This window comes from Streptomyces sp. NPDC058246 (genome assembly GCF_042881985.1).
GTDB lineage: Bacteria > Actinomycetota > Actinomycetes > Streptomycetales > Streptomycetaceae > Streptomyces.
In genome coordinates, this window is record NZ_JBHVWZ010000003.1 from 260,890 (window position 1) to 286,077 (window position 25,188).

Below are 25,188 nucleotides of genomic sequence, written 5' to 3' on the forward strand. Positions count from 1 at the left end.
GACGAAGCCGGTACAGACCCGGTACACAATCGCTCTGAGGAGGACGGAACGCCGCTACTCGTCGCGCCCGGCGGGCAGATGGGGCAAGCGGTCGGCGGCGACGACCCCTTCGAGGTAGCCGCGGGCACGTTCGGTCCGCGGATACGCCTCCAGCAGCCGCCAGAAGCGCGGCCCGTGTCCGGGCACCAACAGGTGGGCGAGTTCATGGACGAGTACGTAGTCGACCACGTACTCCGGCATGCCCTGCAACCGGTGCGACAGACGGATGCTGCCCTCGGACGGCGTGCACGAGCCCCAGCGCGTGTTCTGGTTCGTGACCCAGCGCACCGATGTGGGCCGGGCCCGGCCGTCGAAGTACTGGTCCGAAAGCCGCTCCGCACGCTCGGCAAGCTCGGCGTCGCCGAGCACCCTCTTGCTCTCCTGGGCGGCCAGTTTGTCGAGCATGACGGTCACCCAGCGCTGCTCCTCCGCCTCGGACATCCGGGCGGGGATGAGCACGACGGTGCGATCGCCCTCGCGGTACGCGGAGACCGTTCTGCGCCGTCGCGCGCTCCTGCGAACCTCGATCGCGCTCGCCCCCGAGCCGCTTGGCGGCGGGCTCGTCGTACTGCGCAGTGGTTTTCCGGCGCGGTGCAGTGGGTCGGCGGGCACGCCCCGACGTTACCCGCTGCACATGGGGGAAGTCCCGCCCCCGGGACGGTTCGATGCCGATCCGCACTCCGTGCGCTTGATTTGTACGACGAACGGTGCAGCCTGTGGACAACTTTCGGCACGGATCGGCCGGGACGGGCATGCTGGCATTCGATCGGCGGTGCGGGACGCACACCCGCCGACACACGGGGACGTTCTACGGGCTACGGGGGCACGTCATGCATCCGATGGTGAAACCCGCGCTGCGGCGCGGCTGGCGGGATCTCAACACCGTGCAGTTCGGGATGGCGCCCGCGCACGCGATGGTGCTGGGCCCGATGGACACGGCGACGGGCAGCTTCCTGGACCTGCTCGACGGGACTCGCGGGATGCCACTTCTGCGCAAGGAGGGCCGCGAGATGGGACTGCCCGACGGTCATGTCGACGCGCTGGTGGAGCGGCTGGCCCGGTCGGGCCTGCTGGACGACACGACCGGAGGTGGCCCGGCTGCGGACGCGTTGCGCGAGAAGAAGGAGGTCCTGGACCGGCTGCGCCCCGACCTCGCCTCACTCTCCCTCGTCGCGCCCGCGCCGGGCGCCGCCATCGAGCGCCTGGCCGCCCGCCGCTCACTGCACGTGCAGGTGCGGGGCGCCGGCCGGGTGGGAGTCGTCCTGGCCGCGCTGCTCGCGGGCGCGGGTGTCGGCGAGGTCGAGGTGCGCGACGTCGGCTGCGTCGAGCCGTGGGACGTGGCACCGGGCGGGCTGCCCGTCGAGTCCATCGGTGAGCGCCGCGCGGAGGCCGCCCGCCGGGCGGTGCGCCGAGCGGCCCCGGACCGCCCGCCTCGGACATCCTCGAAAGCGAAGGAGAAGGAGAAAGAGAGGCAGAAGGTGCGGGAGAAAGGGGCGGAGGAGGTGCGGGGACTGTCTCTGGTGATCCTCACTCCGCGGGACGGCGTCGCCGTCCACGCACCCGATCCGGCCGCGGCCGAGAGCCTGATCGCCTCAGGGACACCGCATCTCTACGCGGGAGTGGTCGAGGGAACCGGTGTCGTCGGGCCACTGGTCCTGCCCGGCGACACCGGCTGCGCGGGCTGCCTGGACCAGGGGCGCGTCGACCGGGATCCGACCTGGCCGCGTCTGGTCGCACAGTGGCGCTCCGGGCAACAGCGTCGGGTATCGGCATGCGACCTCACGCTGGCGGCCGGCGTCGCCGGAGTGGCCGCGGGCCATGCGCTCGCCTTCCTGGACGGTGTACTGCCCTCCAGCGCCGGGGCACGCTGGGAGGCGTCGGTACCGGGATTCGACTGGCACGCGAGGCCGGTCTGGTCGCATCCGGCATGCCCATGCGGCGCCGCGGAGAGAGCTAAGGGGGAGCGCGCCTCGGACGACGGCGAGCCGCACGAGACAATGGCCGGGCAACAGTCGTACGCGGCACGGCTGTCTGGGACTTGGAGGGCTCATGTCTGATCTTCCCCGGAAGGCGGTCACCCGTACCGCCAAACTCGCCGCGCTACCACTCGGCTTCGCCGGGCGGGCGACGTGGGGACTCGGTAAACGGATCGGCGGGAAGTCCGCGGAGATCGTGGGCCGCGAGCTGCAGCAACGCACGGCGGAGCAGCTGTTCAAGGTCCTCGGCGAGCTCAAGGGCGGCGCGATGAAATTCGGGCAGGCGATGTCCGTCTTCGAGTCGGCGCTGCCCGAGGAGGTCGCGGGGCCCTATCGCGCGGCACTGACGAAGCTGCAGGAAGCGGCACCTCCCATGCCGACGCGCACCGTTCACTCCGTGCTGGAGGAGCGGCTGGGCGAGGACTGGTCCGAGCTGTTCCTGGAGTTCGAGGACAAGCCTTCTGCGGCGGCCTCGATCGGCCAGGTGCACCGGGCGGTGTGGCACGACGGGCGCGACGTCGCCGTGAAGGTCCAGTACCCCGGGGCGGGCGAGGCCCTGCTGTCCGATCTGACCCAGCTCAGCCGATTCGCCAGACTCCTCGGCCCCCTGATCCCGGGCATGGACATCAAGCCGCTCATCGCGGAACTGCGCGACCGAGTGTCCGAGGAGCTCGACTACGGACTGGAGGCACAGGCTCAGACGGCCCACGCGGAGGAGTTCGCGGGCGACCCGGATGTCGTCGTACCGGCGGTGGTCCACCAGTGCGACCAGGTCCTGGTGACCGAGTGGATCGACGGGACGCCCTTGTCCGAAGTGATCACCGGAGGCACCCAGGAGCAGCGAGACCGTGCCGGACAGCTGCTGGCCCGTTTCCTGTTCTCGGGTCCCGCCCGCACCGGCCTGCTGCACGCCGATCCGCACCCGGGCAACTTCCGCCTCCTGCCGGACGAGAAGAACGGCTGGCGACTGGGCGTCCTGGACTTCGGCACGGTCGACCGCCTGCCGGGCGGACTGCCCCTGCCGATCGGCGACTCCCTGCGTATGACCCTGGACGGCGATGCCGAGGCGGTCTACGAGCTGCTCTGTACGGAGGGCTTCGTCAAGGAGTCCATAGACCTCGAACCCGACGCGGTCCTTGACTACCTCGTGCCGATCATCGAGCCCGCCCAGGCCGACGAGTTCACCTTCACCCGGAGCTGGATGCGCAGCCAGGCCGCCCGAGTGGCCGACCCGCGCTCCCCCGCCTACCAGCTGGGCAAGCAGCTCAACCTGCCCCCGTCGTACCTGCTGATACACCGCGTGACCCTGAGCACCATCGGTGTCCTGTGCCAACTGGGCGCGACGGTGCGGCTGCGGGACGAACTGGAGGAGTGGCTGCCGGGATTCCTGCCGGACGAGGAACTGCCGGACGAGGAACTGCTGGACGAGGAGGAGTCGGTGGTGGAGGCGTGAGCGGGCGGGCCTGCCGGCCTACCACCACGCCGAGTCCAGGCGGCCCTCGATCGCTCTGAGGTGGGTGCGGGCGCAGCTGTCGCAGAAGTAGTGGCGGTTGCCGTTCTCCATGGAACAGGTCCAGGTCGGCCGAGGGTCGTCGGCCGGAGTGCCGCAGCGGGCGCACACGATGTGCTGGGCCTCGATGCGCTGGGCCTCCTCCGCGCCGGACCGCGGTACGGAGCCGGTGTGGTCACTGTCCCCGGAAAGACTCGTCACTCCGCGACGATATCCCCGTCGTCCGCGGTTCGCCCGGCACAACGCACCGCGGGGGCCGGTCCGTTCGGACCGACCCCCGCGTGGATTCACTGGCTGGTAGTGCCGCGACTGCCGTCGGCTACTGCATGACCGCCATGGCCAGCGCGCGCCGGGCTCGCATCGAGGCGCGCTCGGCCCGACGCTGCATCCGGCGGGCGGTCGCCAGGCGCACGGCCCGGCGTTCCCGCTCGGCCTCGTGCAGTCGCTCGTGCATATGCGCACGAGCCAGGGCTTCTGGGATGAGTTGCATCTCTCGGGTCCTGTTCTGACGCGAGTCGTTCGCGCCGGTGGTGGTGAAGTCTGGGATCGCGGAGCCTGCGGGCTCGCTGGTGGACGGCTTCATCGGGGCCTGCTTCTTGGGGTCGTTCGTCAGGGGGCGGTCGATCGTTCCTCGGATGTTCATGCCGCAACCGGGTTCTTGCGCGGGCGGCCACGCGGCCGCTTGCGGGCCACGACGACACCCTGGACGAAGAGCTCGCCACCCCAGACGCCCCAGGGCTCACGCCGCTCCTTGGCGCCGGCGAGGCAGGCCTCGATCAGCGGGCAGGTGCGGCAGAGGGACTTGGCGTACTCGACATCGGCCGGCGACTCGGCGAAGAAGACCTCCGGGTCGTAGGAGCGGCAGGGGACGGGTACGCCGAGGTTCTCGATGGCGTCGTCGAGCGCGGTGAGCGCAGTGAGCGGAATCAAGGTGGAGTCCTCCGTGAGGCCGGGCGGGGGGATCGTTTCGGAAGGCGGTACGGACGGGGCGTGCGCTTCGAGTTGCACGGTTCGTCTTCCTCGTCTGGTCGTGCCGGCCGGTTGGCCGGTTGGCGGCTGGTACCGGGTTCTTTTCTTGTCCCGAGGCCCCTTCGCTCTGCCGTCCCCGGTCGGGGACAAACAGAAGGGCCGCGGATCCCGGGTGGGGTTCCGCGGCCCTGAAGGCGCCGGCCTGATCGAGGATCAGGCTGGATCACTCCAGGGTTCAGGCCCACGGAAGGCCCACATCGTGTGGTGGTGCTGCGTCGTCTGCTTCAGGGCTCCGGCACCGGCTGCCGCAGAGGCATAGGCCTGTGCCTCTGCCACTACTGCTGCTTCCAGTGCCTCGATCGGTCGCTCATTGCGCTCACGGATGGGAAGACCCGCGAGAGACACGGAGGACGCCGGACGGACGGCAGGAATGCCGGACAGACCGGTGCCCAGGTTCGAGACGCCGAGCAGGCACGTGGAGACGACCGAGCGATCGGTCATTTTGACGGCGTTGATGGAGCTGGCGTTGATGCTGATCACTGGAATCGCCTCCTCTCGGCGTCTAGGGGGACCGGGGTCAACCAGTCCGACGGTTATTAAGTACAGCACGGAACCAGGGCCTTGGAGAAGGCCGCCGTTTCCGTGCTTAGAACCTATGGGGATCGCTGGGGCATGCGCAAACTATTTTCTCGACGAGTTTGTATCAGTCGCCTTCGTCGTCTCCTCCAAGCTCCTGGCCTGCGCAGATGGCCAGAACAGCGGTTCCGAAACGGTTGAGCTTGCGTACGCCGACGCCGGGGATCCGTGCGAGCTCGCGCTCGTCCTCGGGCACGGTCTCGGCGATCGCCATCAGTGTCTTGTCGGTGAAGACGCAGAACGCGGGCTGCCCACTGCGCTGCGCCTGCACCGCCCGCCACTCGCGCAACCGCTCGTAGAGGCCCTCGTCCATGTCGGAGGGGCAGGCCTCACAGCGCATCAGCTTCATCTCGCCGGCGTCGGTGAGGGTGCGGCCGCAGACCCGGCAGCGGGCCGGGGTGCGACTCGTCCGTCGTACGAGGGTGCCGCCGCTGCTTCCGATGCCGCGCTCGATGCCTCCCGCACCCCCTCCGCCACCGCGGCCCGCGGTGGCGACGGAGCCGGGGCGCAGCCCGTCGAGGAAGCGGCTGGGCCGGCGGTTGGGTCTGCCGCCCGGTGAGCGGGACAGCGCCCAGGAGACGCAGAGGTGCTCTCTGGCGCGGGTGACACCGACATAGAGGAGGCGGCGCTCCTCCTCGATCTGCTCGTCGGTCTTTGCGTAGGTGATCGGCATCATCCCCTCGGCGACACCGACCAGGAAGACGACGTCCCACTCCAGTCCCTTGGCGGAGTGCAGCGAGGCGAGGGTGACGCCTTGGACGGTCGGGGCGTGCTGGGCGCTCGCCCGCTCGTCGAGTTCGGCCACCAGGTCGCCGAGGGTGGCCCCCGCCTTGGCGGCGGCGAAATCCTGGGCGAGGTTCGCCAGGGCGGCCAGCGACTCCCAGCGTTCCCTGACGGCGCCGGAGCCGGCCGGGGGCCGGCTGGTCCACCCTTCGCCGGACAGCACGGCGCGGACCTGGGAGGGCAGGTCGACGGTGTCGTCGAGCAGCGAGTCGTTCCCCCCGAAGCGGGCCGCGGCGCGCAGGGCGGCGCCGGCCTTGCGCACCTCGGGGCGGTCGAAGAACCGCTCGGCGCCGCGCAGTTGGTAGGGCACTCCGGCGTCGGCGAGGGCCTGTTCGTAGATCTCGGACTGGGAGTTCGTGCGGAAGAGGATCGCGATCTCGGCCGCGGGGACGCCGGTGGCGATGAGGTCGCGGATGCGTCGGGCGGCGCCCTCGGCCTCGGCGGGCTCGTCCGTGTACTCGGCGTAGACGGGCTCGGGGCCCGGGCCGCGTTGGGAGATCAGCTCCAGGCGGTGCTCGGCGGCCCGGCCACGGGCCTGGGCGAGCAGACCGTTGGCGAGGTGGACGACTTGGGGCGAGGAGCGGTAGTCGCGGACGAGCTTGACGACCGTGGCTCCGGGGTGGCGGGTGCGGAAGTCGAGAAGGTGGTCGGGAGTTGCACCGGTGAACGAATAGATCGTCTGGCTGGCGTCACCGACGACGCACAGGCTGTCGCGCTCACCGAGCCACAGCTCGAGGAGGCGCTGCTGCAGAGGGCTGACGTCCTGGTACTCGTCGACCACGAAGTGCTGGTACTGGGAGCGGACCTGCTCGGCGATGTCGTGCCGGTCCTGGAGGATGGCGACCGTCAGCAGTAGCACGTCCTCGAAGTCGATGACCGCGCGGTCGCGCTTGAGGTCCTCGTACGTCCCGTACACCTGGGCGATCTCGGCCGGGTCGCGGGGGGCTTCGCGGCCGGCCTTGGCGGCGGCGGCCGCGTAGTCGGCGGGGATGGTCTGGGTGACCTTGCACCACTCGATCTCGCCGGTGACATCCCGCAGTTCGCCGCGGTCGAGGCGGATGCGGCAGGCCGCCGCCGCGTCGGCGACGAGCTGGACCTTGCGGTCGATGATCCGGGGCAGGCTGCCACCGACCGCTTTCGGCCAGAAGTACTGGAGCTGGCGCAGCGCGGCGGAGTGGAAGGTGCGGGCCTGGACGCCCCCGGCGCCGAGCTGGCGGAGACGGCCGCGCATCTCGCCCGCGGCACGGTTGGTGAAGGTGACGGCCAGCACACTGGAGGGCTGGAGGATCCCCGCGCGCACCCCGTACGCGATGCGGTGGGTGATCGCCCGCGTCTTGCCCGTGCCGGCGCCTGCCAGCACGCACACCGCACCGTGCAGGGCGGTGGCGACCTCGCGCTGCTCGGGGTCGAGCCCGTCGAGCACCGCGTCGGCCGTGTCCGGAACCTGCGGGAAGAGGGTGGAGTGCGTTGCTGTTGTCACCCCGCCATGCTGCCAGGTCGCCCGGGGCGGATGAGCCGGTTGTCCACAGGGAGGCACCCGCAGTCGCACTAATGCGGCAGGTGTCACGTCCCGCTGATGCGGCAGGCGTCACGTCCCGCTCATGCGGCACGCGTCACGTCTCGCCCGGCACTCGGGTACCCCCTACGGGAATGGCAGCCAGGTCACATACGTTGCATTCCCAGCGACCACGCACCCCGAAGCCGTGAAGGAGCGCAAACGACATGCAGGACACTGTGACGATGTACAGCACCACGTGGTGTGGCTACTGCCGTCGGCTGAAGAGCCAGATGGACCGCGAGGGCATCGCGTACACCGAGATCAACATCGAGCAGGACCCGCAGTCGGCGGCGTTCGTGGAGAAGGCGAACGGCGGAAACCAGACGGTCCCCACCGTTCTCTTCCCCGACGGTTCGACGCTCACCAACCCTTCGCTGGCGCAGGTCAAGCAGAAGATCGGCGTCTGAGCGACGTCAGGCGGCAGCCCCGCGTATCGGCAGGGGCTTGCCGTACCAGAGCTCGATGAGGCGGGCCGCGATCGAGATTCCGTAGGGAGGCAGCACCTCCCCGGACTCGAAGGCGGCCCGCAGGTCTTCCCGGGAGAACCAGCGGGCCTCGTGGATTTCCTCCCCGTCGACGTTGATCTCGTACGAGGTGGCGCGGGCCATGAAGCCCAGCATGAGGCTGGAGGGGAAAGGCCAGGGCTGGCTGGCAATGTACTCGACCTCACCGACCGTGACGCCCGCCTCCTCGAAGACCTCCCGGCGCACGGAGTGCTCGATGGACTCGCCGGGCTCGACGAAGCCGGCGAGCGTGGAGAAGCGGCCCTCGGGCCAGTGCACCTGGCGGCCGAGCAGGATGCGGTCCTCGTCGTCCGTGACGGCCATGATCACGGCCGGGTCGGTGCGCGGGTAGTGCTCGGCGCCGCAGGCGGGGCAGCGGCGGATGTGGCCGGCCGCCGCGATGACCGTGCGCTCGCCACAGCGCGAGCAGAAGCGGTGCAGCCGCTGCCAGTTCTCCAGGGCGACCGCGTGCACCATCAGTCCCGCGTCGCGGGGTGAAAGCAGCAGCCCGGCCTCGCGCAGGCCCGCGGGGCGCGCCGACTGGTCGATCCGGCCAGGAAGGGCGTCCTTCTGAAGTGCGAAATAGCTCACACCGTCGTCGTCCGTGCCCAGGAAGTAGCGGTGCGCCTCCGTGAGGGGGGCCTCGAAGGAGGGGGTCATCACGAGTTCGGTGGTGCCGTCCGCCGTCTCGTCGATGAGCACCTGACCGCCGGAGACCACGAAGACACGGGTGGTGGGGTGGCTCCAGGCCGCCGCGAGCCAGGCCTCGTCGAGCCGGTGGTGGGCGGCCCGGTCGATGCCGCTCGGGGCGGTGAGCGAGAGGGGACGGTCGGCGCTGTGGTCGGTCCAGGTGGTCACGGGTGCTTCCAACTCCCCCGGTGGAACGGTTATTTCGGCGGGCGGTTCAGCAGGACGTACGGCGGTGCGGCTGTGCGGGGCGCTCTTCAGGGCGGGGATCGCCTTCTTCGGGGATGACCTTTTCAGTGTGCCTCGCGCCAGTTCTCGGCCAGATCGCCCCACAGGTAGGCGGTAGTTTCGACGCCCTTCATGAGGAGATCGAGTTCGACCTTCTCGTTGGGGGCGTGCCAGCCGTCGGAGGGGACGGAGATGCCCAGGAAGAGCACGGGGGCGCCGAGCACCTCCTGGAGGTCGGCCGCGGGCCCCGAGCCGCCCTCCCGGGTGAAGCGGATGGGCTGCTCGAAGGCGCGGCCCATGGCGCGCGCGACGGACTGCAGGGCCGGGTGGTCCAGGGGCGTCAGGCACGGGCGGGTGGCCGCGCTGAAGGTGATCTCGTGCCGGATGCCCGCGGGCAGCTGCTCGGCCGCCCAGGCCCGTACGACCTTCTCGATGTGGTCCGGATCCTGTCCGGCGACCAGCCGGAAGGAGAGCTTCACCATGGCCGAGGACGGAATGATCGTCTTGCTGCCGGGGCCCTGGTAGCCGCCGCCGATGCCGTTGACCTCGGCGGTCGGGCGGGCCCAGATGCGCTCCAGGGTGGTGTGTCCGGCCTCTCCGTAGGTGGCCGTCGACTTGGCCGTACGCAGCCACCGCTCCTCGTCGAAGGGCAGCTCGGCGAAGAGCGCGCGCTCCTGGTCGGTGAGTTCGGTGATGCCTTCGTAGAAGCCGGGCACGGCCACGCGCGCGTGCTCGTCGTGCAGGGCCGCGACGAGTCGGGCCGCCGCGGTCGCCGGGTTGGGCACGGCGCCGCCGAAGGAGCCGGAGTGGATGTCCTGGTCGGGGCCGTGCAGCTCGATCTCGCACTCGGCGAGGCCGCGCATGCCGGTGCACACCGTGGGGGTGTCCTCGGACCACATGCCGGTGTCGGAGACGATCACGGCATCGGCGGCCAGCCGCTGCGCCCGCCCTTCGACGAGGTCACGGAAGTGCGGTGAGCCGGACTCCTCCTCGCCCTCGATCAGCAGCTTGAGGTGTACGGCCGGGGCGGTGCGCCCGGTGGCGGCGAGGTGGGCGCGGACGCCGAGTGTGTGAAAGAACACCTGGCCCTTGTCGTCCGCCGCCCCGCGCGCGTGGAGACGGTTTCCGCGGATCACCGGCTCGAACGGCTCGGTGTCCCAGCCGTCCTCGAGGGCGGCGGGCTGCACGTCGTGGTGCCCGTAGACGAGGACCGTGGGGGCTCCGGGGTCCTCGGAGGGCCACTCGGCGAAGACCGCCGGGGCGCCCGCCGTCGTCCAGACCTCCGTCGTCGGGAAACCGGTCTCCTGGAGCTTGGCGGCAAGCCATTCGGCGCTGCGCGCCACGTCCGAAGCATGGTCGGGCTGAGCCGACACCGAGGGGATGCGCAGCCATTCCGCGAGGTCGTCGAGGAAGGCCGTGCGGTGGTTCTGGATGTACGTACGGACGGTGCTGACGGCGTTGTCAACGGGCTTGCTCATGCTGACGAGCCTATCCGCCCACGGAGGCGTGTTCGTCCGGCGGTTCCCCGGGAGCCTCTTCCTGTGGGCCTGCTGGGTCCTCCGTGAGCAGCCGCTCCAGTGCGGCACGCCCCGGGAGGTGGTCCGGCCGGACCACCTCGCCGCTGCGGACGTACAGGAACGCGGCCTTGACGGACTCCAGGGGCACGCCCTGCTGCTCGGCCCAGGCGAGGCGGTAGAGCGCGAGCTGGAGGGGATCGGCGGTGCGGCCCCGGCTGGTCTTCCAGTCGACGATCTCGTACGTCGTCCCGTCGCCGTCGCCCTCTCTGTAGACGGCGTCGATGCGGCCGCGCACGACGCGTCCCGCGACAGCGAGCTGGAAGGGCGCCTCGACGCGGTAGGGGGTGCGGTGCGCGTACGGAGTGCGTTCGAAGGCGTCCTTGAGGGCCTCCAGGTCGCGCTCGTCGGCGATCTCGGCCTCGCTGCCGGGCAGCTCCTCCGGCTCCATCATGGGCAGCCGCAGCTCCTCGAAGCGGGACTCGACCCAGGCGTGGAAGCGGGTGCCCCGGCGTGCGGCGGGCTGCGGGGGCCGCGGCATCGGGCGTGCCAGCTCCTGCGCGAAGCCGTCCGGGTCGGCGGCCAGGCGCAGCAGCTGCGAGGCGGTGAGCGATGCGGGCAGAGGTACGTCCGTGACGCTCGCGCGGGCGCGCAGGAGCTCGCCGGTCAGCGCGTCCAGGTCGCGGTCCCAGGAAGCGAGCGTGCGGGCTTCCTCGGGGGTGAGGTCGGCTTCGGCGGGATGCCGGCGGGCATGCGGGATCGGCAGCCCTCGCGGGTCGCCGTCCGGTCCCCCGGCGAGCGGCACGCGCGCGTGATGCGTCGGTACGGGGCGGGTGGGCCGCTCCGTGGTCCACGCCTCCCAGTCGGAGCCGGCGTCGTGGGGGAAGCCGGGCAAGGCGTCATCGGCGTCGGCGAAGTGGGGTGACTCGGCGTCGACGGGAAGGGCGGCCGACTCGGCCTCCGGGGGAAGGGCGGCCGACTGGGCGTCGTCCGGGAAGAAACCCTCCTCCTCGTAGGGCGGTTCGTCGTCCTCCGGGGGAGGTGGCCATTCCGGGTCGTCGAACGAGGCCGGGTCGTGCGTGGCCGCGGGCCGACCGCCCTCGGCCGCCGAGTGAGCCTCCTCGTGCGACGCCACCCGCTCCAGGTGGGCGAGCACGGTCTCCGCGGCTGCCCGGCGGCGGGCGAGTGCCGCGTCGTCGAGCGGGAGCGGCCAGGCGTGGTCGGCTGCCGCCTCCCGCAGGGCGGGGTTCTCCTCGTCCTCCGCCGGCTCGTCCGCCCAGACCTCGATCTCCCCGTGTCCGGACGCGCAGTGCTCGTACAAGGCGTGCAGGAAGTCCGAGGGGCCGCGTCGCTTCTTCTGGGAGGGTCCCCACCAGTGACCGGAGCCGAGCAGCAGCGAGCGGGGGCGGGTGAAGGTGACGTAGCCGAGGCGGAGTTCCTCGGTGTGCTGGTGGTCCTTCATGGCCTCGTGGAAGGCCTTGATGCCCTTGGCGTCCCAGGCGTCGATGTCGGGCAGCGTGTCGGCGTCGCCGCGCAGCTCGTGCGGCAGGACCTTGCCCTGGGCGGTCCATTTCTCCCGGCCCTGGCTGCTGGGGAAGGTTCCGGTGACGAGGCCGGGGACCGCGACGACGTCCCACTCCAGGCCCTTGGACTTGTGCGCGGTCAGCACCTTGACGGTGTTCTCGCCGCCCGGGAGGGCGTTGTCGAGGCCCTTCTCGTACTGCGCGGCGGTGCGCAGGAAGCCGAGAAAGGCCAGCAGCGTCGCCTCGCCGTCGCCCGCGGCGAAGGACGCGGCGATGTCCAGGAAGTTCGAGAGCGTCTCCCGGCGGCGGGCGGCCAGCGCGTGCGGGGACGCGGAGAGCTCCACCTCCAGGCCGGTGACGGCGAGCACCCGGTGCAGGACGTCCATCAGCGGGTCGGCGAGCGAGCGGCGCAGGTCGCGCAGTTCGGCGGCGAGCCGCGCGAACCGCACGCGCGCGTCCGGCGAGAAGGGCAGCCCGTCGTCGTCCCCTTCGGCCTCGATGGGCATCTCCAGGAACGTGTCGAGCGCGTCCGCGAGCGATATCACCTCGGCCGGGTCGGCCCCTTCGACGGCCGCCGCCAGCCTGCGGTCCGGGTCGTCGTCGGCGCCCGCGCGCGCGTGGGACACGAGCAGGCGGGCGCGCCGCCCCAGGAGGGCGAGGTCGCGCGGGCCGATCCGCCAGCGCGGGCCGGTGAGGAGGCGGACGAGCGAGGCGTTCGCCCCCGGGTCCTGGAGCACCTCGCAGACAGCGACGAGGTCGGCGACCTCGGGGAGGTGCAGCAGCCCGGACAGTCCGACCACTTCGACGGGGATGTCGCGGGCGACGAGGGCGCCCTGGATCTCGGCGAAGTCGGTGGCCGTACGGCACAGGACCGCGATCTCTCCGGGCGCCTTCCCGGTGCGTACGAGATGGGCGATCGAGTCGGCGAGCCAGTCGATCTCCTCGGCGTGGGTGCGCAGCAGCGCGCAGCGGACCACACCGTCGCGCTCGGCTCCGGGAGCGGGGCGGAGGGCCTCCACGCCCGCGTGCATGGCGCGCAGGGGCTCCGCGAGGCCATTGGCGAGGTCCAGGAGACGGCCGCCGCTGCGGCGGTTCTCGCTGAGTGCCTGGCGGGTCGCGGGGCGGCCGTCGGGGTGCGCGAAGTGCTCGGGGAAGTCGTCGAGGTTGGCGACGGAGGCGCCGCGCCAGCCGTAGATCGCCTGGCAGGGGTCGCCGACCGCGGTCACGGGGTGGCCTGTTCCGCCGCCGAACAGCCCGGCGAGCAGGACGCGTTGGGCCACCGAGGTGTCCTGGTACTCGTCCAGCAGGACCACGCGGAACTCGTCGCGCAGGATCTCGCCGACCTCGGGCCGGGTGCGGGCGAGGGTGGCCGAGAGGGCGATCTGGTCGCCGAAGTCGAGGAGGTCGCGCTCGCGCTTGGCCGCGCGATAGCGGCCCACCAGCTCGGCGAGTTCACGCCGGGCCGCGGCCGCCTCGGGGACCTTGCGCAGGTCGGCGTTGGTGAGTCTGGCGCCCTCCAGGGAGCGCAGCAGCTCCGCGTCGTACGCGCGCAGGTCCTCGGGGCGTACGAGGTGTTCGGCGAGCTCGGAGTCGAGCGTGAGGAGGTCGCCGACGAGGTCGGGGAAGGAGCGGGTCAGCGCCGGGTACGTCCCTGGTGCCTCGCGCAGGACGCGCGCGGCGAGCTGGTAGCGGGTGGCGTCCGCGAGCAGACGGGACGTCGGTTCGAGCCCGATGCGCAGCCCGTGGTCGGTCAGCAGGCGGCCCGCGAAGGCGTGGTACGTCGAGATGACGGGCTCACCCGGCGGGTTGTCGGGGTCGATGACGTCCGGGTCGGTGACACCCGCGTTGATGAGGGCCCTGCGGACGCGCTCGGCGAGTTCGCCCGCCGCCTTGTTGGTGAACGTCAGGCCCAGGACCTGCTCGGGGGCGACCTGACCGGTGCCGACCAGCCACACCACGCGCGCCGCCATCACCGTCGTCTTGCCCGAACCGGCTCCGGCCACGATCACCTGCGGGGCGGGCGGTGCGGTGATGCAGGCCGTCTGCTCCGGGGTGAACGGGATGCCGAGGAGCTCCTTGAGCTGCTCGGGATCGGTGATACGGGCGGGCACGTCAGAGAGGCTAGCGGCGCCCACTGACAGTGGGGGCCACTTCGGCCGCCGGGGCGGAAGAACCGCTGGTCAGCACACGTGGTGCCGTACATCACTCGATTCCGTTGCGCCCCTTGGGCTTCTCACTCGCCCAGTCGTGGCGCCCCGTGGGCGTCTCGCTCGCCCCGCCGTGGCACCCCGTGGGCGTCTCATCCGCCCCCGTGCTACCCCCTGGGGGTGTTACTCGACAACGTGCCGCCCCTCCGGCCGGGCGCTGCACGATGCCCGGAAAGCGCAGTGCGTGCAGTGTTGTCCCGTGGTCGGCGAGAACCGCTCGTCGAGAACCTTGCCGGCGGCGGTGGCGAGCAGGTCGCCGACCCACTCGCCCTCCAGGGGCCCCTGGGCCTGCACCTTGGGGAGGGTCTCGCCGCCGTTCTTCTTGGCGGCGCCCTGACGCAGCTGGACGAGTTCGGCGCCGCCCGGTTCGGGGCGTACGCCGTCGAAGGCCTCGTCGACGGCACCCTCGCGGACGGCGAGCTGGTAGACGGCGAGCTGCGGGTGGTGTGTCACCTCGGCGGCGCTCGGCGCCTGCTTGCCTGTCTTGAAGTCGACCACGTAGGCGCGGCCTTCGGTGTCCGCCTCGACGCGGTCCATGGAGCCGCGGATGCGTACTTCGTAGGAGCCCGCTTCGAGGGTCACGTCGAAGTCGTGCTCGCTGGCCACCGGCGTGCGTCCGGTGCGGTCCATGACGTGCCACTTCAGGAAGCGTTCGAGCGCCACGCGCGCGTGCTCCTTCTCCTGCGCCGACTTCCAGGGCGCGTCGAAGGCGAGCGCGTTCCACACGGAGTCGAGGCGCTCCATCAGGACGGCGAGGTCGGCGGGAGTGTGCCCGGACGCGACCTCGTCGGCGAGGACGTGCACCACGTTGCCGAAGCCCTGGGCGGCCGTCGCGGGCGCGTCGGCCTTCACCTCGCGGCCCAGGAACCACTGCAGGGCGCAGGTGTTGGCGAGCTGGTCGAGGGCGCTTCCGGAGAGCACGACGGGCTGGTCGCGGTCGCGCAGCGGGACTTTGCTCTCCGTCGGCTCGTACATGCCCCACCAGCGGTAGGGGTGCGCGGAGGGGACCAGGGGGCGGCCGTCCTCGTCGGCGAGCGCGGCGAGGCGGGCGAGTCGGCGGGCCGCGGCCTGCCGGAGGGGTTCCGAGACACGCGGGTCGACGGTCGTGGCGCGCAGCTCGGCGACCAGCGCGGCGACGGACAGGGGGCGGCGCGGGCGGCCCGTCACGTCCTTGGGCTCGACGCCCAGTTCGGTGAGGAAGCGTGAGGGCTGGTCGCCGTCGTCGGCTGGGGCCTTCACGGCGGTGACGACCAGGCGTTCACGCGCGCGCGTGGCGGCCACGTAGAACAAGCGGCGCTCTTCGGAGAGGAGCGCGCCGGGTGTGAGGGGTTCGGCGAGCCCGTCGCGCCCGATGCGGTCCGCCTCCAGCAGGGAGCCGCGGCGACGCAGATCCGGCCACAGGCCCTCCTGGACCCCCGCGACGACGACGAGGCGCCACTCCAGGCCCTTGGAACGGTGCGCGGTCATCAGACGTACGGCGTCGGGCCGTACGGCCCTGCGGGTGAGCGTGTCGGCCGCGATGTCCTCGGCGTCGATCTCCTCCAGGAAGTTGAGGGCGCCACGGCCTCCGGTGCGCTCCTCGGCGCGGGCCGCGGTCGCGAACAGCGCGCACACCGCGTCGAGGTCACGGTCGGCGTTGCGCCCGGCCGCGCCGCCGCGTCGTGCGGCCCGCTCCAGGCGCTGCGGCCACGGTGTGCCCTCCCACAGGTCCCAGAGCGCCTCCTCGGCCGTCCCGCCGCCCGCGAGCCGCTCCCGTGCCGTGCGCAGCAGCGCGCCGAGACGCTGGGCGCCTCGGGCGTACGCCGGGTCGTGTGCGACGAGCCGCTCCGGCTCGGCCAGCGCGCGGGCGAGCAGGTCGTCGGACGGCGGCGGTACGAGGTTGCCGGCGGCGCGCTCCTCCTCGCGCAGCGCGCGGCCCAGCCGCCGCAGGTCGGCGGCGTCCATGCTCGCCAGGGGCGAGGCGAGCAGGGTGAGGGCGGTCTCGGTGTCGAGCCAGGGAGCCTGTTCCGCGGGCGTTTCGGAGGCGGTGCCCTCTTCGGGGTCCTCGGCACTGGCAGTTACACCTGCACGGGCACTGGCACTGGCACCGGCACCGGCACCGGCACCGGCACCGGCACCGGCACCGGCACCGGCACCGGCACTGATATCAGCACCGGCACGGGCACCAGCACCAGCGGGATGGGCTCCGGCGCCGTCACCCTCGCCTCCGCCGTCACCCTCACCTCTGCCCTCGCCTTCGCCCTCCGCCGATACGGCCGGTTCGACATCGAAGTCCTCCCCCAGCTCCGCCTGTGCCACCGCCCGCAGTGCGGTCAGCAGCGGTGCGACCGCCGGCTCGTGCCGCAGCGGCAGATCGTCGCCGTCGATGTCGAGTGGCACCCCCGCCGCGGTGAGCGACCGCCGGATCGTCGGAATCGTGCGGGAACCCGCGCGCACCAGGACGGCCATGTCGCCCCACGGCACGCCGTCCTCCAGATGGGCGCGGCGCAGGATGTCCGCGATGTTGTCGAGCTCCGTGCCGGACGTCGGATACGTGTAGGCCTCGACACGGCCCCCGTCCCGTACCGCCGACAGCTCGCGGTGGGCCCGCACCTTCTCCGCGGGGAGGCGGGTCAGCGGCATGCGCTGGGTGAGCAGGCGCGTGGCGGCCAGCAGGGCGGCTCCCGAGCGGCGGGACGTCCGAAGGACCTCGACGGGCGCCGGGCGGCCGTCCGCGCGCGGAAAGGCGTCGGGGAACTCCAGGATGCCGTTCACATCGGCACCCCGGAATGCGTAGATCGACTGGTCGGGGTCGCCGAAGGCGACGAGGGTGCGCCCGCCGCCCGCGAGGGTGCGCAGCAGCCGCACCTGTGCGGGATCGGTGTCCTGGTACTCGTCCACGTAGACGGCGTCGTACTGGGCGGCGAGGCGCTCGGCGACCTCGGGGCGCCGGGCGAGCAGCACCGCGCGGTGGACCAGTTCCGCGTAGTCGAGCACTCCTTGCAGGTCGAGCACGTCGAGGTACTCGGCCAGGAAGGCCGCCGCCGCGCCCCAGTCGGGGCGGCCGATGCGCCGGGCGAAGGCGTCCAGGGCCTTGGGGGTCAGCCCCAGTTCACGGCTGCGGGCCAGGACCGCGCGGACCTCGTCGGCGAAGCCGCGGGTGGTCAGGCAGGCGCGCAGTTCGTCCGGCCAGCGCACATGGGCGAGACCGAGCCGCTCCAGGTCGGGCTGACCCGCGAGCAGCTCGCGCACCGCCACGTCCTGTTCGGGTCCGGACAGCAGCCGCAGCGGCTCCACGAACAGGTCGCTGTCCTGGTGGGCGCGGACCAGCGCGTAGCAGAACGAGTGGAAGGTGGTGGCCTGGGGGGCGCGGGCGGCGCCTATACGCAGCGCCATGCGGTCGCGCAGTTCGACGGCCGCCTTCCTGCTGAACGTCAGCACCAGGATCCGCTCCGGGTCGCCGTCCCGTGCGATGCGGGCGGCCACGGACTCGACGAGCGTTGTCGTCTTGCCGGTGCCCGGACCTGCGAGAACGAGCAACGGACCGGTCCCGTGGTCAACCACCGCGCGCTGCCCCGCGTCCAAACGAGGGGGATCCACCCGGGCCGGCGGGGTACGCACCAGTCGGTACGCGCCGCGGGTCCCCTGACGCACCTGGGGGTGCGTCAGGCGCCTGGTGGAAGAAGAGGAGCTCACGTGGTTCGCCGGTCCTGGTGGTTGTGCGGTTTGTCACTGTCGGCGCCGAGCGCCGTCATCGAGGGGTGGTGGTCGGGCGACGGGCGGGAGGACCGCCGCGTGTGGAGAGTGGTGGTCACGGGGTGACAGGGATGCGCGCCGACGACGCTACGCCGGTGACCTTCATGGAAGGAGGGCTTCCCCTTCTTCCCTCAGGCCACGTGCGTCCCCCGCTCCACGAACGTACGGCATGTCACGGATGTGCCTCGTTTCCCTCGTACGGGCCACAGGTTCCCCTTCCGCCCGCCCGATGGCGGAAGCTGTCAGGTGTGACCTTCCGCGCGCTCGCCGTCCCATCGCGCTCGTCTCATGTCGACGCGCGGCAGATGCCCCTCGGAGGCTCGGCTCGCCTCCTTCAGAGGCGTGCCCTCGTCTCGGTAGTGGGCCAGCGCCGCCAGTTCGTGGCCCGGGAGCAGCACGCCGTCCACGCGCATGACGCGCCACCATGGAACCGCCCCTCCGTAGAGGGCCATGACGCGGCCCACCTGGCGGGGGCCACCTTCCTCCAGCCATTCGGCGACGTCGCCGTACGTCATGACGCGTCCGGGCGGGATCAGCTCGGCGACCTCAAGGACCCGCTCCGCGTACTCCGGCAGGGCGGCCGCCGGAAGGTTCTCCTCGCTCATCCGCCCCATCCTGCCCCACCCCACCGACAACGTGACGCGGTGCCGACTGTGCGTATCCCTCGCCCCGCTGCGACGCTTGGTGCAGACTGTGCGCCCCCGCATTTGCACCCTGATGCCCCCGTGTGTCGGTCGGGCATGCCACCATCGTGCGGGCGGTGACTGGTGATACGAGATCAAGAAGAGACTATGAGGCAGCAGGGCGTGCACCCCGAAGACGCGGAGGGCACCTCCGAAGCCTCGTCACGCCCGGACACCGACGGAGTCGACAAGAAGGACGCGGACGAGAAGACGAGCGGCTCCGCGACCGGGGCAGCCGAAGAGCCCGCTCCTGAGACGCACGGGTCGGCCCCAAAGCCGCACGAAATCGAGAAGCAGCAGGTCAAGTCGGACGAAGACTGCGCCGACGAAGCCCACGCAGACGAGGTCGAGGGCGACGAACCACTGCTCCCCGCGCGCGTGCACCGTCCGTCCGACCTGATGCGACTCATGGTCGGCGTCCTCGCGATCGCCGTACTCCTCGCCATCGCCGCGTTCGCGCACGGCACCACTTCCGGGCTCGAACAGGACATCAACAAGGGCACGGGGCAGGCACCCGATCTGCTGATCAAGATCGCGGGTCTGGCGTCGAGCATCGCGATCCTCCTGGTGCCCGTCGCCTTCGCCATCGAGCGGCTGATCAAGCGGGACGGGCTGCGTATCGCCGACGGCGTCCTCGCCGCGGTCCTGGCGCACGGGGTGACACTGGCCACGGACCTCTGGGTCGCGAAGGCCGCCCCGGACTCCATCCAGGAGGCCCTCACCCAGCCCTCGCCGGGTGACATCCACGCCCTCACCGACCCCGTGCACGGGTATCTCGCCCCGGTCATCGCGTACATGACGGCCGTCGGCATGTCCCGCAGACCGCGCTGGCGCGCGGTGCTGTGGGTGGTGCTGCTCCTCGACGCCTTCTCCATGCTCGTCACCGGCTACACGACGCCGTTCTCGATCATCCTGACGGTGCTGATCGGCTGGACCGTCGCATACGGGACCCTCTACGCGGTCGGCTCACCGAACGTACGGCCCACCGGGCGGACGCTGATGGCGGGCCTGCGGCATGTCGGCTTCCACCCGGTGAGCGCGGCCCGCGAGGAGGCGCCCGAGGCCACGGAGAACGGCGACCGCGGCCGACGCTACTTCGTCACCCTGGAGGACGGCCCGCCCCTGGACGTCACGGTCGTCGACCGCGAGCAGCAGGCGCAGGGCTTCTTCTACCGCGTGTGGCGCCGGCTGACGCTGCGTGGCATCACCACACGCCGTAGCCTCCAGTCGCTGCGCCAGGCACTGGAGCAGGAAGCGCTCCTCGCGTACGCGGCCATCGCGGCCGGGGCCAACGCGCCCAAGCTGATCGCGACCTCCGAGCTCGGTCCGGACGCCGTGATGCTCGTCTACGAGCACACCGGTGGCCGCACCATCGACTCACTGCCCGACGAACTCATCACCGACGCTCTGCTGCGTGACACCTGGCACCAGGTGCAGGCGCTGCAGTCCCGGCGCATCGCGCACCGCAGGCTCGCGGGCGACGCGATTGTGGTGGATCGTTCCGGCACGGTGATCCTCACCGATCTGCGCGGCGGCGAGATCGCGGCCGGCGATCTGCTGCTGCGCATGGACATCGCCCAACTGGTCACCACCCTCGGACTGCGCGTCGGCGCGGAACGCGCGGTGGCGTCGGCGGTCGGTGTGCTCGGCCCGGACGCGGTCGCCGACTGTCTGCCGATGCTCCAGCCGATCGCGCTGTCGCGCTCCACGCGCGCGACGCTGCGGAAACTGGCCCGGGAGCGCGCCGAGCGCGAGCGCAACGCCGTCCTGGATGCCTCCCGGCAGGACAAGCTCGCCCGCGCCGAGGAAGCCGAGGAAGACCACACCGGGGTCGTACTGGAAAAGCCCGGCAAGAAAGCCGTACGTGCCGAGCAGCGGGCCGAGAAGCGGGCGATCGGCGAGGCTCTGGACGAGGCGCGCGAGGAGGACCTGCTCACCCAGATCCGCCACCAGGTGCTGCTGATCCGACCGCAGGCGCCGGTCGAACCGGCCCGCCTGGAGCGCATCCGGCCGCGCACCCTGATCAGTTTCATCGCCGGCGCGATCGGCGCGTACTTCCTGCTGACGCAGCTCACCCACATCGAGTTCGGAACTCTCTTCTCCAGCGCCGAGTGGGGCTGGGTCGCCGCGGCGGTGCTGTTCTCGGCGGTGAGCTATTTCGCGGCGGCGATGAGCCTGCTCGGCTTCGTGCCCGAGCGGGTGCCGTTCCTGCGGACCGTCGCGGCGCAGGTCGCCGGCTCGTTCGTGAAGATCGTGGCGCCCGCCGCGGTCGGCGGTGTCGCCCTCAACACGCGCTTCCTGCAACGCGCCGGCGTGCGCCCGGGGCTCGCGGTGGCGAGCGTCGGCGCGTCACAGTTGTTCGGGCTCGGCTGCCACATCCTGATGCTGCTGTCCTTCGGCTATCTGACCGGCACCGAGAAGACGCCCTCCCTGTCGCCGTCCCGCACGGTCATCGCGGGTCTGCTGACCGTCGCGGTGCTGGTCCTCGTGGTGACGTCGGTGCCGTTCCTGCGCAAATTCATCGTCACGCGCGTGAGGTCGCTGTTCGCGGGCGTCGTGCCGCGCATGCTCGATGTGCTGCAGCGGCCGCAGAAGCTCGTCACCGGCATCGGCGGCATGCTGCTGCTGACCGCCTGCTTCGTGATGTGCCTGGACGCGTCGATCCGTGCGTTCGGCCACGAGGAGACCACCACGCTCAGCCTCGCCAGCGTCGCCGTCGTCTTCCTCGCCGGTAACGCGCTCGGCTCCGCCGCGCCGACCCCCGGCGGTGTCGGCGCGGTCGAGGCGAGCCTCACCCTCGGTCTGATCGCCGTCGGGCTCCCCAAGGAGGTCGCGGCACCCGCGGTACTGCTGTACCGGCTGCTGACCCTGTGGCTACCGGTGCTGCCGGGGTGGCTGTTCTTCAACCATCTGACCCGCAAGGGCGCGCTCTAGCTTCGCGCGCGGGGCGGCCTCTCGTACGAGCACGGTGCGTTCTGGGCCCACGTACAAACCCTCTCGTACGAGAAGAGCCGGGGCGCGCTCCAGAGCCGCCCACGAGCTCTCTCGTACGAGCGCCTGGGCGCCCGGCCGGTCCCGGCTGCCCCGTACCGGCCGGACGCACCGGGGCGCACCGGGTCGCCCCCTCACCCGCACGGCTCGCGCCCCGAGCGCCCCGCCCCGCGCGACCGCAGGATGGGGAACATGCCGAACCGTCCCTCCCTGCACGCCGCTGCCCTCACCGTCACGGCCGTCCTGCTGTCCTCCTTGATGGCGGGGTGCAGCGACGGCTCCAAAGGCGAGGATCTGACGGCACAGAAGCTGACCTGGAAGGACTGCCCGGCACCCTCCGAGTCCGAGGGCGGAGGCAACGCTCCCTCACCCCTGCCGGGCGGTGCGGAGTGGAAGTGCGCCACTCTGAAGGCGCCCCTCGACTGGGCCAAGCCCAAGGGCGACACGATCGGGCTCGCGCTGATCCGGGCCACGACGAGCGGCGACCAGAGCAAACGCATCGGCTCGCTCATCTTCAACTTCGGCGGCCCCGGCGGCTCGGGCGTCACCACACTGCCCGCCTTCGGCCAGGACTACGCCACCCTGCGCACCCGCTACGACCTGGTGAGCTTCGACCCGCGCGGGGTCGGCCGCAGCGCGGGCGTGAAGTGCGAGAACGACCAGCAGCTCGACGAGTACTTCCAGCAGGACGCCACCCCGGACGACGCCGCCGAGCGGCAGAAGCTCCTGGAGAACACCAAGGCGTTCAACGAGGCCTGCGAGAAGAACTCCGGCAAGATCCTCCCCCGTGTGCGGACCACCGACGCGGCCCGCGACATGGACCTGATGCGGCAGGTGCTCGGCGACCACAAGCTGCACTACTTCGGCATCTCGTACGGCACCGAACTGGGCGGCGTCTACGCCCATTTGTTCCCCAAGAACGTGGGACGCGCCGTCTTCGACGCGGTCGTCGACCCGACGCAGAACCCCGAACAGAGCTCACTCGGGCAGGCCCAGGGGTTCCAGCTCGCGCTCGACAACTTCGCCGCCGACTGCACCTCGAAAACCGACCCCTGCCCGATCGGCGACACCCCACAGGACGTCAAGGACCGCATCGCCAAACTCCTGAAGGGCCTCGACAGCAAGCCGATCCCCGGCGTCTTCCCCCGCGAGCTCACCCAGACCGCCGCGACCAACGGCATCGCGCAGGCCCTGTACTCCAAGGACTTCTGGGAGTACCTGACGGAGGGCCTTCAACAGGCGTACGAGGGTGACGGCAAGGTGCTGATGCTGCTGTCGGACTCGATGAACGGGCGCAGCGAGAACGGCCAGTACAGCAACATCACCGCAGCGAACGTCTCCATCAATTGCGCGGACGAAAAACCGCGCTACACCGCGAACTTCGTGGAGTCGAAGCTTCCGCAGTTCCGGGCCGCCTCTCCGCTGTTCGGCGACTATCTGGCCTGGGGCATGATCAGCTGCACCGACTGGCCCGTGGCGGGCGCCGCCGACCACCCGGACGTGAGTGCCCCCGGTGCGGCGCCGATCGTCGTGGTCGGCAACACCGGCGACCCGGCCACACCGTACGAGGGCGCGAAGAAGATGGTGGACGCGCTGGGCAAGGGAGTCGGCGTCGAGCTGACGTACAAGGGCCAGGGACACGGGGCCTACGACAGCAAGAACAAGTGCGTGCAGGGCGCCGTGAACGGCTATCTGCTGGAGGGGACCGTGCCGTCGGCCGGTACGGTCTGCTCCTAGAAACGGAGCCGTCTGCTCCTGGAAACGGGGCCGCCAGCTCGTATGGACGGGGCCGTCAGCCCGCAGATATGGGACCGTTCATTCCGGGAAAGCTGCAGGTCAAACGGTTATCCACAGGGCTCGACGGCGGCTGAGCCCTGACGCCTAATATGGCCTGCATGTGATCCGCGACTTCGGGCGGATCACGGGCGAGGGGGAAGCTCATGACGCGTTTCGCACGGTGGACGGCCGCGGCGGCCGCCACGTTGCTGGTGGCCGGCTGTAGCAGCGGCTTGTCCGGGGACGGCAAGGGCGAGGGGAAGAACAGCGATACACCCTCCGCCGCGTCCTCCTCCGGCGCCACGTCCTCCTCCGGCGCCGGCTCGGGGTTGCCCGCCTCACTCACCTCGCAGCGGCTCGACTGGGGCCGATGCAAGGGGACTTCGGACTCACCCGCGCCGGGCGGCGGCTGGCAGTGCGCGACGCTGAAGGTGCCGCTGGACTACGCGAAGCCCGAGGGCGAGACGATCGGCCTCGCGCTCATCCGCTCGAAGGCGACCGGCGGCCAGAGCAAGCGCATCGGGTCTCTCCTGTTCAACTTCGGCGGCCCCGGCGGCTCGGGCGTCTCCACGATGCCCGCGTACGCGAGCGTCGTCGGCCCGCTCCACGAGCGGTACGACCTGGTCAGCTGGGACCCTCGCGGTGTCGCCACCAGCGAGGGCGTGCGCTGCCGCAGCGACAAAGCGATCCAGGCCTCCGAGTCGGTGGACGCCACACCCGACGACGCGGCTGAGGAGGCGGCCTACTTCAAGGACGCCGCCGACTTCGGCAAGGGCTGCGAGAAGGCGGCCGGAAAGCTGCTGTCCCACGTCTCGACGACGGACACGGCCCGCGACATGGACCTGATGCGCCAAGTCCTCGGCGACCGGAAGACGCACTACTTCGGCATCTCGTACGGCACTGAACTGGGCGGGGTGTACGCCCACTTGTTCCCCCAGAACGTGGGGCGCCTGGTGCTGGACGCCGTCGTCGACCCGAGCGCCGACACCGTGGGCCACGCCAAGAACCAGACCCTGGGCTTCCAGCGCGCACTGGACGACTACCTCAAGTCCACCGGCCAGGACCCGAAGCAGGGCTCCCAGAAAATCGTGGACCTGCTGAACCGGATCGACGCGAAGCCGCTGCCGACGGCCGGCGGCCGCAAGCTCACCCAGACACTCGCGCTCACCGGCATCGTCCTGCCGCTGTACAGCAGGGAGAGCTGGCCCCGCCTGACCAGCGCCCTCAAGGCGGCCGAGGACGGGGACGGTTCGGACCTGCTGGACCTCGCCGACGGCTACAACGACCGTGACTCCTCGGGGCATTACGGCACGACGACGCATTCCCAACGGGTCATATCGTGCTTGGACGACAAGCAGCGGCCGACGCCCGAGGAGATGAAGAAGCTGCTGCCCGAGTTCGAGAAGATCTCGCCCGTCTTCGGGGACTTCATGGGCTGGGACACGGCGGGCTGGTGCCACGACTGGCCGGTGGCCGGTCAGTACGACAACCCGGAGGTCGGCGCGCCGGGAGCCCAGCCCATCCTGGTGGTCGGCAACACCGGCGACCCGGCGACGCCGTACGAGGGCGCCCGCAAGATGGCCGACGAGCTGGGCAAGGGCGTCGGAGTCGAGCTCACCTGGAAGGGCGAGGGCCATGGGGCGTACGGGAGTGGGAGCGACTGCGTCGACTCGACCGTGAACAGCTACCTGCTGGAGGGGACGGTGCCGAAGGACGGCAAGGTCTGCGCCTCGTAGACGTCAGAGGGCAAGGTCTGCGCGTCGTGGACCTCATCGGCGGCGCCCCGGGAGGCCGGGGCCGACCACGTCAGCCCCGGCCTCCCGGGGCAACGGAAAGGGGCCCGGCACACGAAGTGCCGAGCCCCTCCACC

Annotated in this window: 18 protein-coding genes; 6 read left to right on the plus strand and 12 right to left on the minus strand. The window is 71.3% G+C overall.

The window, feature by feature from the left end; translation table 11 throughout:
• Window positions 1-54 precede the first annotated feature (54 nt).
• Window positions 55-651, minus strand: a complete 597-nt coding sequence (locus ACFVXA_RS06175) for a M48 family metallopeptidase (protein ID WP_362032937.1) — start codon at window positions 649-651, stop codon at window positions 55-57.
• A 218-nt stretch (window positions 652-869) separates the two neighbouring features.
• Here ACFVXA_RS06175 and ACFVXA_RS06180 point away from each other — a divergent pair, with 218 nt between their 5' ends.
• Both ACFVXA_RS06180 and ACFVXA_RS06185 read left to right on the plus strand, forming a co-directional pair.
• Window positions 870-2,096 (plus strand): TOMM precursor leader peptide-binding protein, encoded by a 1,227-nt coding sequence (locus tag ACFVXA_RS06180; RefSeq protein WP_390023976.1) that lies wholly within the window; start codon window positions 870-872, stop codon window positions 2,094-2,096.
• The gene (locus tag ACFVXA_RS06185) at window positions 2,089-3,468 is read left to right on the plus strand and encodes an AarF/ABC1/UbiB kinase family protein (protein ID WP_362032943.1); all 1,380 of its coding nucleotides are present in this window, start codon (window positions 2,089-2,091) and stop codon (window positions 3,466-3,468) included. Before ACFVXA_RS06180 ends, ACFVXA_RS06185 begins: the two co-directional genes overlap by 8 nt.
• An 18-nt stretch (window positions 3,469-3,486) precedes the next feature.
• Here ACFVXA_RS06185 and ACFVXA_RS06190 read toward each other — a convergent pair whose 3' ends face one another.
• From ACFVXA_RS06190 to ACFVXA_RS06210, 5 genes are all read right to left on the minus strand, one after another.
• The gene (locus tag ACFVXA_RS06190; protein ID WP_383902005.1) at window positions 3,487-3,726 is read right to left on the minus strand and encodes a hypothetical protein; all 240 of its coding nucleotides are present in this window, start codon (window positions 3,724-3,726) and stop codon (window positions 3,487-3,489) included.
• A gap of 118 nt (window positions 3,727-3,844) precedes the next feature.
• The gene (locus ACFVXA_RS06195; protein ID WP_362032946.1) at window positions 3,845-4,168 is read right to left on the minus strand and encodes a hypothetical protein; all 324 of its coding nucleotides are present in this window, start codon (window positions 4,166-4,168) and stop codon (window positions 3,845-3,847) included.
• Entirely contained in the window at window positions 4,165-4,533 is a 369-nt protein-coding gene (locus ACFVXA_RS06200) for a WhiB family transcriptional regulator (RefSeq protein ID WP_054228178.1), read from the minus strand. The genes ACFVXA_RS06195 and ACFVXA_RS06200 overlap by 4 nt, the downstream gene beginning before the upstream one ends.
• 174 nt (window positions 4,534-4,707) lie before the next feature.
• The gene (locus ACFVXA_RS06205; protein WP_390023978.1) at window positions 4,708-5,034 is read right to left on the minus strand and encodes a hypothetical protein; all 327 of its coding nucleotides are present in this window, start codon (window positions 5,032-5,034) and stop codon (window positions 4,708-4,710) included.
• 163 nt (window positions 5,035-5,197) lie between these two features.
• Complete coding sequence (locus ACFVXA_RS06210; RefSeq protein ID WP_390023980.1) at window positions 5,198-7,450, minus strand: ATP-dependent DNA helicase UvrD2; 2,253 nt, start codon at window positions 7,448-7,450, stop codon at window positions 5,198-5,200.
• 185 nt (window positions 7,451-7,635) lie between these two features.
• Between ACFVXA_RS06210 and ACFVXA_RS06215 the strand changes: the two genes are divergently transcribed.
• The gene (locus tag ACFVXA_RS06215; protein WP_362032955.1) at window positions 7,636-7,878 is read left to right on the plus strand and encodes a mycoredoxin; all 243 of its coding nucleotides are present in this window, start codon (window positions 7,636-7,638) and stop codon (window positions 7,876-7,878) included.
• 6 nt (window positions 7,879-7,884) lie between these two features.
• Here ACFVXA_RS06215 and nudC read toward each other — a convergent pair whose 3' ends face one another.
• The 6 genes from nudC to ACFVXA_RS06245 all read right to left on the minus strand — a co-directional run bounded on the left by nudC (window position 7,885) and on the right by ACFVXA_RS06245 (window position 18,473).
• Window positions 7,885-8,832: an NAD(+) diphosphatase gene (gene nudC, locus ACFVXA_RS06220; protein WP_384018964.1), complete on the minus strand. Its 948-nt coding sequence runs from the start codon at window positions 8,830-8,832 to the stop codon at window positions 7,885-7,887.
• Between the two features lie 122 nt (window positions 8,833-8,954).
• Window positions 8,955-10,367: a dipeptidase gene (locus tag ACFVXA_RS06225; protein ID WP_384018967.1), complete on the minus strand. Its 1,413-nt coding sequence runs from the start codon at window positions 10,365-10,367 to the stop codon at window positions 8,955-8,957.
• A 10-nt stretch (window positions 10,368-10,377) separates the two neighbouring features.
• Window positions 10,378-14,037, minus strand: a complete 3,660-nt coding sequence (locus ACFVXA_RS06230; protein WP_389513541.1) for a UvrD-helicase domain-containing protein — start codon at window positions 14,035-14,037, stop codon at window positions 10,378-10,380.
• Window positions 14,038-14,256: 219 nt separating this feature from the next.
• A complete protein-coding gene (locus ACFVXA_RS06235) occupies window positions 14,257-17,808 on the minus strand; it encodes an ATP-dependent helicase (RefSeq protein ID WP_390023982.1) in 3,552 nt (1,183 codons plus the stop codon).
• A complete protein-coding gene (locus tag ACFVXA_RS06240) occupies window positions 17,805-17,927 on the minus strand; it encodes a hypothetical protein (RefSeq protein ID WP_362032969.1) in 123 nt (40 codons plus the stop codon). Before ACFVXA_RS06240 ends, ACFVXA_RS06235 begins: the two co-directional genes overlap by 4 nt.
• Window positions 17,928-18,110: 183 nt before the next feature.
• A complete protein-coding gene (locus tag ACFVXA_RS06245; RefSeq protein ID WP_390023984.1) occupies window positions 18,111-18,473 on the minus strand; it encodes an MGMT family protein in 363 nt (120 codons plus the stop codon).
• Between the two features lie 186 nt (window positions 18,474-18,659).
• Between ACFVXA_RS06245 and ACFVXA_RS06250 the strand changes: the two genes are divergently transcribed.
• The 3 genes from ACFVXA_RS06250 to ACFVXA_RS06260 all read left to right on the plus strand — a co-directional run bounded on the left by ACFVXA_RS06250 (window position 18,660) and on the right by ACFVXA_RS06260 (window position 25,054).
• Window positions 18,660-21,485 (plus strand): YbhN family protein, encoded by a 2,826-nt coding sequence (locus tag ACFVXA_RS06250; RefSeq protein WP_390023986.1) that lies wholly within the window; start codon window positions 18,660-18,662, stop codon window positions 21,483-21,485.
• 249 nt (window positions 21,486-21,734) lie between these two features.
• The gene (locus ACFVXA_RS06255) at window positions 21,735-23,279 is read left to right on the plus strand and encodes an alpha/beta hydrolase (RefSeq protein WP_384018982.1); all 1,545 of its coding nucleotides are present in this window, start codon (window positions 21,735-21,737) and stop codon (window positions 23,277-23,279) included.
• A gap of 203 nt (window positions 23,280-23,482) precedes the next feature.
• Window positions 23,483-25,054: an alpha/beta hydrolase gene (locus ACFVXA_RS06260; RefSeq protein ID WP_390023988.1), complete on the plus strand. Its 1,572-nt coding sequence runs from the start codon at window positions 23,483-23,485 to the stop codon at window positions 25,052-25,054.
• The last annotated feature ends 134 nt before the right edge of the window (window positions 25,055-25,188 follow it).